7 protein-coding genes are annotated in these 13,486 nt (G+C 67.7%); all 7 read right to left on the reverse strand.

What is annotated here, in order from left to right:
• Positions 1–8 precede the first annotated feature (8 nt).
• The gene (gene gshA / locus CEW83_RS03035) at positions 9–1,601 is read right to left on the reverse strand and encodes a glutamate--cysteine ligase (protein WP_108948026.1); all 1,593 of its coding nucleotides are present in this window, start codon (positions 1,599–1,601) and stop codon (positions 9–11) included.
• A 319-nt stretch (positions 1,602–1,920) separates the two neighbouring features.
• Complete coding sequence (locus CEW83_RS03040) at positions 1,921–5,034, reverse strand: DUF6519 domain-containing protein (protein WP_108948027.1); 3,114 nt, start codon at positions 5,032–5,034, stop codon at positions 1,921–1,923.
• Positions 5,035–5,086: 52 nt separating this feature from the next.
• On the reverse strand, positions 5,087–7,222 hold the full coding sequence (locus tag CEW83_RS03045; protein ID WP_108948028.1) for a hypothetical protein: 2,136 nt from the start codon (positions 7,220–7,222) through the stop codon (positions 5,087–5,089).
• Positions 7,219–10,341, reverse strand: a complete 3,123-nt coding sequence (locus CEW83_RS03050; protein WP_108948029.1) for a putative baseplate assembly protein — start codon at positions 10,339–10,341, stop codon at positions 7,219–7,221. The genes CEW83_RS03045 and CEW83_RS03050 overlap by 4 nt, the downstream gene beginning before the upstream one ends.
• Positions 10,338–12,788, reverse strand: coding sequence for a putative baseplate assembly protein (locus CEW83_RS03055; protein ID WP_108948030.1), 2,451 nt, complete (start codon positions 12,786–12,788; stop codon positions 10,338–10,340). Before CEW83_RS03055 ends, CEW83_RS03050 begins: the two co-directional genes overlap by 4 nt.
• Positions 12,785–13,144, reverse strand: coding sequence for a GPW/gp25 family protein (locus CEW83_RS03060; protein WP_108948031.1), 360 nt, complete (start codon positions 13,142–13,144; stop codon positions 12,785–12,787). Before CEW83_RS03060 ends, CEW83_RS03055 begins: the two co-directional genes overlap by 4 nt.
• A gap of 1 nt (position 13,145) precedes the next feature.
• Positions 13,146–13,469, reverse strand: a complete 324-nt coding sequence (locus tag CEW83_RS03065; RefSeq protein WP_108948032.1) for a hypothetical protein — start codon at positions 13,467–13,469, stop codon at positions 13,146–13,148.
• Positions 13,470–13,486 lie beyond the last annotated feature (17 nt).

Here is a 13,486-nt window from a genome sequence, read left to right on the forward strand (position 1 = left end):
CGTCTTTCTCAGCAGCAGGTGTTGTAGTCAGGGTCGATTGCGGCCATGTATCTGGCAACGTAGTCGGCGAAGGGGCCGGTCTGTTCGGTTTCGATCTGTGCCTGACGCTCGAGCGAGTCGCGCGCCGACTGCTCGAAGGCCTGATGCGTGGCGTTGTCGAGTGGGCGGGCGCGAAACGCTTCGGCGTGCATCCTCGACTGCTTCATGGCGAACTCGAAGAAGCTGAGGTGATCCTTGCTCAGACTGCGCAATACCCGTGCAGATGGGGTCAGTTCGGGGTTGTGCAGCTTGGCGCGCTGCGCTTCGAGCGCGTCGCGATGAAGGGTGCCGCCATGTGCGGCGTCGAGAATGGCAGCGCAGGGCGCCATGCACTCGATCAAGGCGATGCCCCATTCAACCAGTTCGCGCGGGGTGCCGTTCTGATGCAGCGTCAGGCCCGGACGGCGGCCTTCCTTGACGGTGTGGCCGAAGTTGTCGGTGCATTCGCGGCACTCCTCGCCCGGCATCACGGGGCTGTCTTCAAGCGCACAGTAGAGCAGGAAAGTGTCGAGAAAGCGCGAGGTGGTGATGTCGATACCCAGCGGGAGGAAGGGGTCGATGTCGAGGCAGCGGACCTCGACGTACTGCACGCCACGAGAGCCGAGCGCCTGGATGGGCCGCTCGCCGGGACAGGCGACACGCTTGGGCCGGATCGTCGAGTAGTACTCGTTCTCGATCTGCAGCACGTTGGTGTTGAGCTGAACCCACTCCCCGTGCTGCCGGGTGCCGATGGCGACGTAGGGCGGGTAGGGCGTCGACACCGCTTCGCGAAGACTGTCGAGATAGCTCTCCAGACCGTCATAGCACGGCTGGATGCTGGCCTGCGCATTGTTCTGGTAGCCGAAGTCGCTCATGCGCAGGCTGGTCGCCCACGGCAGATACAGGGTGTTCTCGTCGAGGGTGTCCAGATCGTGCAGGCGGCCTTTCAGGAAACCCTTGCACACGGCCGGCGAAGCGCCGAACAGATACATCAGCAACCAGCTGTAGCGGCGGAAGTTGCGGACCAGCGCGATGTAGCTTGCCGACTGGTAGTCCTGCGCCGGGCGGGTGTCGCCTGCGGCCTTCTGCAGCAGGGGCCACAGTGCGTCGGGCAGGCTGAAGTTGTAGTGGATGCCGGCAATGCACTGCATCGCCTTGCCGTAGCGGACTGCAAGCCCCTTGCGGTAGACGTGCTTGATCTGCCCGGTGTGGCTGCTGCCGTACTCGGCGATGGGAATGTCGGCTTCGTCCGGCAGCTTGCTCGGCATCGACTGGCACCACAGGATTTCGTCGCCGAGCTGGCTGTAGGCGTAGCGGTGGATGGTGTCGAGTTCGGCAAGCGTTTGCTCGGGGTCTTCCTCGGCTGCGGTGATGAACTCCAGCAGGGCCTCTGAATAGTCGGTCGTGATCTGCGGGTGGGTCAGCGCCGAGCCCAGCGTCTGCGGGTGCGGTGTCAGCGCCAGCTGGCCGCTGGGTGCCACGCGCAGGCTTTCCTTCTCGAGCCCGTGGCGGCAGTGACGCAGCAGGTCGAGGTGCTCGGGCTTGTCGAACAAGGCCAGACGGCGCGAAAGTAGATCGTTCAAGAGTCGAATTCCTGTTTTTCTGTCCAGCCACAATGGGGGCGATAAAGCCCGTAAACAAGGGCTGGCGCAATCTAGGGTGGCAGGTCCGAAAGCCCGCGCAGACCACTGGCAGAGGGGTGTCTGTCGGACCCCGGTGTCTGCTTCTTACAGACGCTCCGGTAAACGGCAAGGCGCGACGTCATGCGTCGCTGCCCGGTCCGGATCGCACAGACGATCCTTTGCTCCAAAAATGAATGCCGAACTCTACCGTCGAAACCGGATTCGCGAAACTGCGACCGCGAGTAGGGTCATGTGCGGCGGGCGCGCAATGCGACCGGGTTCAAACGGGCGTGATCGTCAGGCTTCCATTTCCGAAGTTCTCCGGCGCAACCGCAACTGCATACAGCCTGTGCTTGTTGCGCATGAAATTGCCGATGACTTTTGCCTGGGTGGCGACGATCATGCCGACATCGTCCTGAGTCTGCAGGGTATTGCCATTGAGGGCGCAGTTGACCCCTGCATAGTGGTCAAGGTCACTGTCGATGTGGTTGTCGGCGACCCGCAGGTTGGCACAGACCGGCAGAATGCCGCGCGCGTTCGCGACCACATCATTCAATACCCGCTCGCTCAGACGCAGGCCGCCGAGGTGATTGCGCTCAAGGGTCAGGTTGCCGGCGGGCTCAAGGCCCACCTCGGCCTGGTTGATGGCGCCACTGAGCCGGCCGAGCAGGTCGCGACCCGGGAAGGGACTGTCGTCACCTTCGCCGTACAGGGTGATACGGCCGCGCAAGGTGTTGTTCACCAGACTGGCATCGCCGAAGTCCCTCAGTGTGAGGGCGAACACCGGCGTACTGGTGAGCATCGCGTTGCCCAGTTGCTCAAGCTGTGCGGCGAGCGCGAACGCGCTTCCGTTGGAGATGCCCAGGCGCATGGCGTTCAGGGCGACGAGTTCGCGCTGACTGAGGCCGGCGTTGGCAGTGCCCGACACGCGGATCATGTTGGCGATTGCCCCCGAGATCCGCTTCTTTTCTTCGGCGCTGAGCCTGGACAGTTCCGCGGCGAACTCAGGCAGCTGGCCGTCGATGATGGCCGTCGGACGGAACGCGCCCTTGAAGGCGGAGAGATCGCCGACCTGTTCGAGCAGGCGTTCAAGCGTTCTGCTGTCGTTGTTGTCTGCCAGCACGCGGCTGTCCTCGATGACCAGCCGCTGGCTGCCGCCAACGCGCAGCAGGCTGTTGCCGGGGGTGGCACTGCCGACACAGTCGAAGCGGGTCAGGCGCAGATCAGCACAGTCCGTAAAGCTCAGGCTCTCGAGGTTCCCGGTCCTGATCAGGGTGAAGTCCTGCAGCGCGAGGGCGCCGAAGGTATTGAACTGGAACACCTGATCGCGCACCAGAAGGCGGCTGGCGGGGCCGCAGCCGTGGATCAGCACGCGGTGGCGACGGCTGCCGGTGACGCTGAGGTCGTCCTCCAGCGTGTGCTGCCCCGGGAGCAGGCACAGGCAGATGTTGAGCTGATCCTTTTCCAGCAGGGTTCGCAGCGCCTTGTCCAGTGACGAAAACTGCCCACCTTCGCCCACGGTAAGGCAGCAGCCACCTCCGCCGCCCTGGGGACGTTTGCACAGGGCGTCGATGGCTTCCTGCACGCTGAAGGCTTTTGCACTGAGGAGATCGGCACAGCCGGAAGGGTCGTAGGCGACCTGGCTGGCGAGTGCGAGCTGGGCGCTGAAGTGTACCGGCAGGTAGCGCCCGGCAACGGGCTGGCCGGCCACCAGCAGTTCCGCCTTCGCACGCTGCACCGGCTTGGCAGGATCGCAGGCGAGTGACCACACGATGGAGGCGACGCCGTCGGCCTGTGTCGTGGCAATCTCGGTATGGGTTCCGTTGGGCAGCGTGCCGGCGTCGACGGTGAAGCGGACCTGCGCGTTTGCGACCGGGAACTGCCCGTTCGACACGCCGACGCGCAGCGGGCTGGGGAGCGCGACCGTGGGCGGCGTGTTGAGTGGATTGGGCTTGACGCTCTGGCCGTCGCCGCCAACATAGTCGAGGCGGGTCAGCTCGGTGAGTGCCGGGAACAGCGGACGGCAGTCGGCAAGTGCGCTCCAGGCGCCGCCCTGAAAGCCAAGCAGGGCGAGCCGGGCGAATGCGCGCAGCACCCCGGCCGGGGCGACAAAGGCGGGTTTGCCGCCGTCCTGCGGCCATTCGATGCTGGCGGTGGCCGTGCGTGCGGGGATCAGCCAGTAGTCGCCGATGCGGTAGCTGCCGGTGGCAAACTTGAGCTCGATGCCGTCCTGGGCGAGCTCTTCCCAGCCCGTGTTCGGGTTGGCGACCGAGCTGGTCTTCAGTTCAGCCACGCCGTCCCAGCGGCGCACGCGCGGATTGTCCGGGAACAGTGCCGCGTCGAGCGCGTGGCCGATGCGCTGCGACAGGTCAACGGTGACCACATTGCCGTCGGTGCGGATGACCGGCACCAACGGGCCGGGCTGGCCGAGCAGCTCGTGTGTGTCGTCGATGAACTCGACCCAGCATCCGGCAGTGATTGCGAGCACGTCGTCGCGGCCGATGCTGGCGACTTCGAACTCGTCGGCGATCGGATCGTCGAGCCAGCGCACCACCCGGCTGACCAGGCTGCCGTTGTCGCGCGACCACTTGTAGCGCGCCTTGCCGGTCACGCTGCCGTCGTCGTGGATCTCAACCCGGTAGAGATGGTTCTCGAGCAGGCGGTAGCCGGCTTCCGGTGGCAGCTGGCAGGGTGTCTTCGGCGGGATCGTGGCTTCGGCGCGTGCCGCAAGGCGACCGTCGGGCGGCGTGGTGAGCGCGGTCCATGCCGGAATCGCTGACAGACAGCTCAGTGCCGCGCCGACGTCGCCGGCACGCAGCAGCCTGACCTGCCACACGGTTTGCTCGCGGGTGCAGGTGTCCGGTCCGCCGAGCGCCACTTCGCGCATGCTGGTGTCGCCTGCGGACAGGTCGGTGGTGCTCAGGTGGCGTTGCCACACTTCCAGATAGGCGAGATAGGTGCCGGCAGCGGGCGCGGCGGGGGCGCCGTTGTTGCCGAACACCACCACGCCGTCGATATCCGAGGCCTTGATGCCTTTTGGCGGCAAGGGCAGCAGCGTGGCGCTGCCCGGCAACACCGCAGAGGCAATGGCAGGCAGATCCGGCTGCTTTGCGACGCTGGCGGCGGCGTTGTTCTCGCACAGCAGGCCGTCCACATACAGGTGCCCGGCCGAGATCGTGAGGTCCTTGCCCGCAGGGGTGATGGCGAATCCGGGTTTGGCGATCGGCACTGCGACCGTGCCCAGACTGTCGACGGTTTCGGTCTCCAGACGGCGGTTGAGGATGTCCTGCTGCTCGTTCCAGTCGGCATCGAGCTGCACGCGCCCCTGCTGCATGCGCACCGTGCGGTAGCGTCGTGCGGGGTCGAAGGTGCTGCGGCTCAGATCGGCTTTCATGATGTCTCTCCCGGTGGTCGGGTGTGATCGATTGACAGGTTGGCGGTGTGGCTCAGGTCACGAACAGCGGCGCGGCCTCGAGACCGAAGCGCAGATATTCTTCAAGCGTCAGGCGCAGGTTGGCTTCGCGCTGCGCCTGTTGCAGCAGATGCCACACGCCCATCTCGGCGCCGTCGTCGGCGCCGCGGCGGATCTCGGTGGCGGTTCCCTGTGTGAGCTGGCCGTAGGCCGGGGTACCGAAGCGGGTGCTGGTGAAGGCGGGGCTCACACGGCGTGTTTCGCGCTTGGCCTCGGCGGTGGACAGTCCGTCGATGACGAGGTCGGGCTGGCAGCGGTGGCGGCGCGGCGTGGCGGATTTGGGTGGCAGGTAGCAGTAGCGCACGCAGCCTTCCTGACGTCGCGCGATGCTGACCAGTCCGTCGAGAATGCTGTTGGTGGCTTCCAGCCGCCCGGCGGTGGTGGAGCCGAACAGGGTGCAGGCGCTGACGGCAAGCGGGCTGTCGTCCACATCCACCGCAGCGCCGCCGCTGCCATCCACCAGGCAGTCGCGCAGGCTCAGCGCAGCCATGGGTTTCTGGCTGCGCACCGGACCGCACAGGCAGCGATACAACCCGAGCTTCAGATCGGTGGCGGTGCCGCTGTGGGCAATGCCGCCGCGCGCCGGTACCAGACTGCAATGGCGCAGACTGACCGCGCGCAAGGCGCCTTGCAGCTGCAGCTTGCCGTCGATCAGCAGACCGCCAAGACTGAGTCGTGTGCTGGCGTTGCCCTTGAGCTGAATGTCGCCCACCAGCACCGGGCGCCGTCCCTGTGCCGCCTCGATGGCGAGATGGGTGTCCGGGAGGTCGAGCGCGGGCGAGAGCGTTTCCGTGGCGTCGGTGTCGAGCGTGATCAGGGTGCGGCGACCGGCAATCACCCGGTTGGCGGCATCGGCCGGGTTGGCGGGGGCGGCGAAGGCTGCAGCCAACGTCGGTGTGGCGGCACTCGGAATGTGCAGATGCACGTCGAAATCCGCCGGGTTGCAGAGCAGGGCGAGCGGGTCGGTTTCGGTCGGATCGGGACGGGGGTCGAAGGGGCCGGCGCCGACATCGCCCGGAAAACCATAGGCGTACGCAAGCTCGACAGCGCCTGCCGTCACCCCGGCGGGCAGGGCAAGGCGGCCTCGCTGCGGATCGATGCCGACCAGCATGCCGCCGGCCGCGGGGAAGGTCCGGTCCGGCCGGCCGGGCTTGTTTGCACGCACGGTGATACTGGCCGGCGGATGGCGCCAGTCTTCGGGGGCGACGCCGGGGATCGGTCCGAGATCGCAGATCACCAGGTGCTCGACCGCAACGGCCTGTCCATCGACCCACACTTTGAGCACCGGGCCACCGGCCTCGTCGGCAAAGTACCGGTCGTCGGGCTCTTCACCGTCGGTCAGTGCCTGGCGGCGCGCTTCGAGCTCGGCGTGCAGGTCGCGCCAGCGCAGCGGTTCGGGGACGTTGATCGCTTGCGCCAGATGGCTGATGTCGTCCTCGGTGCGGGCGCGGTTGAACAGGGGCTGGGCCAGCCCCAGCGGATCGAAGGTATAGAAGCCGGGGCGTGTCGTGGCCGGGCGTGCGCTGCAGCGCTGCAGCGGATAGGCCTGCAGCCGCCACAGGAACAGTCCGATGTTGGGCAGGTTGTAGCGCCCCACAGGCAGCGCACGTACGTCTGCGGTATGGGCTTCGACCCCAAAGGGGCTGTCCACCCGGTCGAGCAACAGCGGCCGGCGCAGGTCCGGTGTGCGAAGGGCATGAGGGCGTGGGTGGTTCGTGTGCTGGGTGGTGGCGACCTGCTCGAAGAACTCCACCGCGCGCGCGCGCCAGCCGGTGCTGTCGTAGGCAAGCTCTTCCAGCACCAGCGCTGTGCCTTTGCGGCGGCGCAGGCGCAAGGTGTTGGCAACCAGTGCGCGCGGCCCGAAAGCAGCGGTGCCGCTTACCGGGTACAGCGCCCGCACGCCAAGCAGATCGCCGATATAGGGCACGACCCAGTCGTCGCAGGTTTCGATGAAGGCGTTGTCGTAGAGCCGCTGCAGGTCGGCCTCAAGGAGCGCGCCCTGGCCGGCGATCACGCCGAGCAGCGCGCGCAGCGGGCCACCGAGTTCGGCGTCGCGTTCGCGATAGAAGGCAGGCAGCAGGTCGAGCAGGGCGTCGGCGTCGAGTTTCATGATCCATGCTCCAGCAACGTGACCGCAGCGGGGTCGATCAGCAGCAGATCGGCCGGCTGCAGGGTGTTGCCCTGCCAGTGCGCGGTGCGTGCGGGCAGCTGTCCGTCGGGGCCGGCGACGGTCTGCGGACCGAGGCCGTCGCCGATCCGGGTGATGCGGTCGAGGTCTGCGCCGGTGACGCCGCTTACGCGCTGCAGGCTGGCGAGGATCTCGCTACCACTCACCGGCTGGCCGAACTGGCGGGCCGCGAAGCCGAAGTCGTGTGCGAGTGCAGCCGCTGCCGCGGCAAGGACGGTTGGAGCTTCATGCTCAGGGTCGATCCACAGGCTTGCGCTGAGACCGAAAGTCAGCATGCGGCAGGGGCTGACCCGGAGCGGCTGATGCGGCGGGCGGGCGGCGTCGATGGCGTCGAGCAGGTTGCGGTAAAGCGTGTCGCCAGGCGCGAGCGCGGCCCCGTCGGCACCCGCCACGGTGAGATGAACGCGGCGCTGCTCGCCGTCCCACAACCACACGGCCTGCGCCTTGCCGATTCCGGTGTAGGCGGCGGCGAAGTCCTCGAAGTCGCGCAGCGAGACGATGCGGTCCAGGGTGCGCACCGTGAGCGGCGCGTTGCTGCGTGCGGCGTCGCCGGCCTCGGCATCCGTGCCGCCGCTGGCCTTGACCGGGTTGATGACGGCTTTCAGGCCGGGCGGGCGGCTCAACAGCAGGCTGATCTGCTCTGCAGCCACATTGCCCGCCTTGCCCAGACCGACCCGGTAACGCGCCTCCACGTTGCCGCTGCCGCTTGGCAGACGCGCACCATGCACGCCGTCGCCGAACTGCACGCTGGCACCGCCGTTTTCGTCCAGGCGCACGGTGTAGCTGCGCTGGTCCGGGCCGGCGGCGGTGAATCGTGGCACCAGCTTCCACAGCAGGCCGTCCACCCTGACTTCGAGGGTGCTCGCGGTGCCGCTGGGGGTGGCCGCTGCGATATGAGTGAGTGGCGGCTGGCGCAGACTGAAGCGCTGCAGGCTGCGGCTGGCGTCGCCGCTGCCGAGCGCTTCGGGCTGGATGCGCATCTGCTTGCTGTCGCCCTGACTGGCCGGCGCGAGGTTGGCATTGATGCGCACCGTGGCCGGCAGATAGTCGTGGGTGAGGTCGGTGTCGAGATGCAGAAGGGTGCACCCCGCGCTGCGGTCGTTGCGCTTGATGCGCGCGACCTCGGCAGCACTGTTCAGGCTGACGCGGTAGCGCTTGAAGTCTTCGAACTCGAGTTCGGCGCTGAGTCGGTCGCGCGCGATCCGGATGGCAGCGAGGGCATCGCCCTGTTCCAGCCGCTGGCGCGCCGCGCTGTTTGCCGGCACCTCGGCCAGCACCAGACCGGACAGCGCAATCCAGCGTTCCGCAGGCAGATCGGGGTGATAGCCCGCGAGTTCGATGAGATGGCCGCGAACGAAGCCGGACAGGGGGCGCATCGCCCAGCTCATCTCCTCCGACTGTCCGAACAGCGTGGTTGCGCGCAATTGATCGTTGAAGAGCTCGGGGATGCTCTCTCCCTGCAGGGTGAGCCGGGTGGATGTGGCCGACAGGGTGAAATCGGCGCGGGCGTCCTCTTCGGCCGTCCTGATGCGGTAGGCCTCCTCGTAGTTCGGGATGGACATGACGACCCAGCCACCTGCGAGCCATTTCGGATAGCTGGCGTCGAGATGAACCGAATGGATGTCGCGCGGGTACAGGCGCTGCGTTGGAATCACCGCCTTTGACACGCCGCTGGCAGACCATTCCAGCCTGATCGAGGCCGCGCCGCTGGCTTCATAGTATTCAAGGCGTATGTCGTGCTTGTGGTCGGCAGTGAGTTCGGCCTGACCTGTGCGTTCGGTCGGGCTCTGGTTGATCCAGAAGTCGACGATCAGTCGGCCGTCGATCCACAGTCGCACACCGTCGTCCGCAGTGACATGGAAGGTGTAGACGCCGGTTGTCGGGGGTGAGACCCAGCCGCTCCAGCGCACCGAGAAGTTGTCGGCAGGCATGGCCGCATCCGGCGCGCCGGCATGCCAGTCGAAGTTCACCACTGCGTCGGTGCGGGTGAGGACGCGCTGACGGAAACCCTTGCCGCGGTAGTACTCGCCGTAAAGCCCGGTACCGCTGGCCGTCGTGGTGGGTGGGTCGGAAATGTCGGACAGGGTAAAGCCGGGCCATTCCGGATGCTGTCCGATCGGCGGCTTGCTGTCTTCGGCGAGGCCGAGATAGGTGGCGCGCAAGCCCGAGGGCATGGCCCGCCAGTCGGGCGCGTTGTGACCGAACAGGTGAGCGCGGCCACGCAGGACAAAGCAGCGCGGATTGGTCGCTGCCGGACGCACCCCGCGCAGCGGACTGCCAAGCCCGTGATCGAGGGTCACAACGGTGTAGCCGATGTCGCTGGTGTCCGCCGGGTCTGCGGGCAGCACCTCGCGGATGCGGGTGACGCGGCGGAAATCCCAGTTCTCGTTGCCCGGGTCCTTGCTGCGCTCGTCGCCGACGATCAGCAGCGCATCGCCCTGCTGCAGACGGGTGGCGGTGCCGGCAAGGTAGATGTGGCGCCCGCCCATGCGTGGCGGTACGGCCTCGCTGGCCAGCACCGGCAGGGCATTCCAGCGCGCCTGCGCATCGACCGCCTCGAGCGTTTCGAACACCTGCGCGCTTTCGTCCTGGGCGGGAATGCTCTGCGCCCGGGTGCCGACGTCGATGCGGGTGCTGGCAGGGGCGCCGGGCGCAGTTTCGAGGGTGAAGGCGAGCCAGGTGGATGCAGCAACGCCGGGGCGCAGTTCGTAGCCGATGGCGCGCGCCAGTTCGAGGATCGAGCGGCGTTCGGTGGCGGTGCGCAGGTAGTGCTCGTTGCCGATACGTTCCTGGTAGAAGGCGAGCACGTCGAGGACGGCCGCCCAGCTGTCGAGCAGTGCGATGGCGGGGTCGTTGCTGGCACGGGTGGTCAGCGCAGCCAGCGCCGGTTCGCGCGCGAGGTCTGCGAGCAGGCTCTGGCGGAAGCGGCCGTGGGTGCCGATGCGCAGCGCGAGCGCCGGCTGGCCGGGGGGCTGGGCGGTGGCGTCCGGCGTTAGCGGGACGAGACCGGTGCAGCAGCCGCAGTTCTCCGGGGTGCTCATGATCCGCCCTCCACGATGAAGCTGATCTGGCCGTTCTCGGGAAAGCTCGGGTCGCTGTCGGCACGCAGGACTTCCAGCGATCCTGCGCTGATCAGGCCGGCGTCGCGCTCGCCATTGGGTTTGCGGCCCCAGCGCTGGAAGCGCTTCACCTGCACCGACGCCACGCCGGCGATCGCTGCCGCTTCTGCGACCACGGCCGAGAGGTAGAGCGGAGTGCCGAAGGTGAAGCGGTCGGGGTGGAAGAAGCCGGGGGTGCCATCCCGGGTCTGGCCGGAAGTAAAGGCGGCGATCAGCGCGGCCTTCACATCGGCGGCGAAGTAGCTCGTGCGGGCACAGACCTGCAGCTGGATGTCGAGCGGCACATGGACCGGGTCGGCGAAGGCGAGATCGTGACCGGCAAGGCGGAAGCGTTCGAGAAAAGCGCGCAGCTCGATCTTGAACGCCTGGTCTACCGGCAGGCCGCCACGCCGGTCCACCATCAGGAACACGGTGTGCCAGCTGCCGGTCCAGCGCAGGCGCGCGGCGGCGCGCTGCACAGCGGGGTGACGCTCGGCGACGCGGGCGTAGTCGTCGGTGGTAACGGCGCGTTCCTGAGTGCGGAAGGCTTCGGGGGCGTTGAGCCGGATCGCGTCGAGCGCTTCGGCTTCGGCACCGCCTTGCGCCGGCAGCGGATTGCGCAGGCCGACGATGCCCAGCTTCAGCGCGGCATCGTCACTCACCAGCGCAGTGATGGCGTCGGCGCCGATATTGCCCTGGCTGCCTCCGCCCAGACGGTAACGCGCAAGCAGGCGCTGACCGGCGGGCGGCGCGGCGCCGAACCGGTTGTCGCCAAAGCGCAGCCATGCGCTGCCGTCGTTTTCGGTTTCGACCACGAACTCGCGCGCAAAGCGCTCGCTGCCGAGCAGGTCGCGCACCGGTGTCCATGCGCTTGCGGCCGGGTCGGGCTGATCGCCGAACACGGCGGCATCGTCGGCCTGCAGGCGCATGTTCGACGGCCGGGCACGGCGCGCATCCTGACGCAGCGCGGCGCTGGCCGAGAGCGACGCGGACATGGCGCGGTCGTGATCGTAGGGTTCGCTGAAGGCGAGGCCGCCATCCTTCAGCCGCGGTCGCCACGGGCGGCGCAGCGCGCTGGTGCCGCCATCTGCAACCGTGTCGGGCAGGACGGCCTGCCACGGGCGCGTCAGGCCGTGGTCGGCCAGCACCACGTTGCCGCGGGCAAGGGCAATCGCCTCCTTGACCACGGCGCCACCGACATCGAACTCGTGGCTGACGCACAGCGGGAAAGGCAGCGCATCGTCCTGATGCCAGTTCACCAGCAGCAGGGCAGTATTGGTGAGATCGTCGTGGCCGGTGCCGACCGAGGTCAGTCGCACCGGGTGACGGTGGCTGCGGTCGGCATCGGCGGGCTTGCCGGTAACCGGGCTGAGAATCTCTTCGAGAATCAGCACATCCCCCGGCACCAGCGCCAGCGGCGGGGTGTTGACCAGGGCGGCTGCGGTGGCGTCGCGCGCAAGGCAGTAGCCGGGGTCGGCGAAGTCGTGGATCGCGATGCGGCTGTGGGCGGCGTGCAGTACCTGATCGTGCAGGGTCTCGAAGACCTCGATGCCGGGCAGCGGGAGTTCATCGAGCAGTGCCGTGCGCCGCACCGGTGCGCCACCATCGGCGAGCGCAAGCAGGGTGGTGCCGGCTGGCAGCACGCTGCCCTCGGCTGGTGCGCCCGCATCAAGGGTGACGAAGGTCCGCGCATTGCAGCCGTCGTGAATGGCGTAGTCGAGCAGGCGTGCGTGGCGGCGCAGGGAGCTGCGGCGGCGGGCGGTGCCGAGATAGGCTTCGGTGGCCACCGCGTCCTGGGTGTAGGACAGGTGATCGCCGACGTAGGCGAGGGTTTCAATCAGGGCCACGGTGAAGTCGGCCGGGCTGCGCTCGGTGAAGTCGGGCACGAGCTGCGCCATGCGGTCGAGCATCAGCTTGCGGAAGCTGTCGTAGTCCTTGGCGAGGTAGTCGAGGCGAGGCTCAGGGGGTGATACCGGCGGGCAGGTGGCGTCGTCTGCACAGTCGAACTCCGACGGGCAGCCGGCCTTGAAGTTGATGCGGATGCTCGACAGGCAGATGTCGAAGCCCGGAGCGGGCGCATCGGGCTCGGCGGGGTTGATCAGCGACAGGGTGTACCAGGAGAAATCGCCGGCCCTGTCCACCGTAATGCGGATCTCGTTCCCGGTGAGCACCGGGTCTTGCGCGAGCCGGATGCCGGTGATGCGGACACCGCCGTCGATGCGCACGTTTGCGCGCGAGATGTCCGCCACCGGATGCACGCACACCACGCGCAGGCTTCGCTGGTCGACAGACGCGATCTCGACGTAGTCGATGCCGTTCCTGCCCGGCGGCTGCTGATCACGCAGGCGCTGCAGGCGGCGCGGGTTGTCGCTGCGGAACTGGCGTTTCATGGCGCACCCCGGCTGAAGCGTGCCAGGCGGCGGTCCTGGCCGCTGCGGCTGACGTACTGCACCTCGACCGCCAGCAAGGCGTCGTCATGCTCGACGGTGACCGCTTCGACCACGATGCGTTCGCCCAGCCATTGCTGAAGCGCGCTATGCACGGTCATCTGCAGGGCGGCGGCCAGGGTGTCGCTGTTCGGAGCGAACACCAGTTGCAGCAGGCCGCAGCCGAAGTCGGGGCGGTTCACCCGCTCGCCCGGAATGGTGAACAGCACCTGCTCGATCATGTCGCGCAGGTGGGTGTCCTCGTCCGCTTCGGCGCTGCGGCCGCGGTGGTCGGGCTGGAAGGGAAAGTGAAGGCTCATCTCACATCCCCGTGACCCGCGTCTGCGTCGTCGCCACCGTCATCGGCGTGCCGGTGGGGGCGCAGATCGAAGGCGAGCTCTGCAGCAGCGCGGGCTGACCGCCGATGAAGACGCGTGTTGCGCCCATCAGCCATTGCCCGCTCACGCACGGACCGTTGCCGGCGGAGGGCGGCGGCATGGCGCAACCGGCGATGACATAGGGCGCGCCGAGCGTGGTTGCGGGCTGGCCGGACAGCAGCACCCGTGGATTGGGTGAGCTCGGTGTGGCCTGACCGCCGTGGGCACAGAGGACGGTGGCACCGAGGTGGAGGAGGAATCCGGGCATGTTCGTATCGTCCTCGT

It is taken from the genome of Parazoarcus communis, from assembly GCF_003111645.1.
GTDB lineage: Bacteria > Pseudomonadota > Gammaproteobacteria > Burkholderiales > Rhodocyclaceae > Parazoarcus > Parazoarcus communis_A.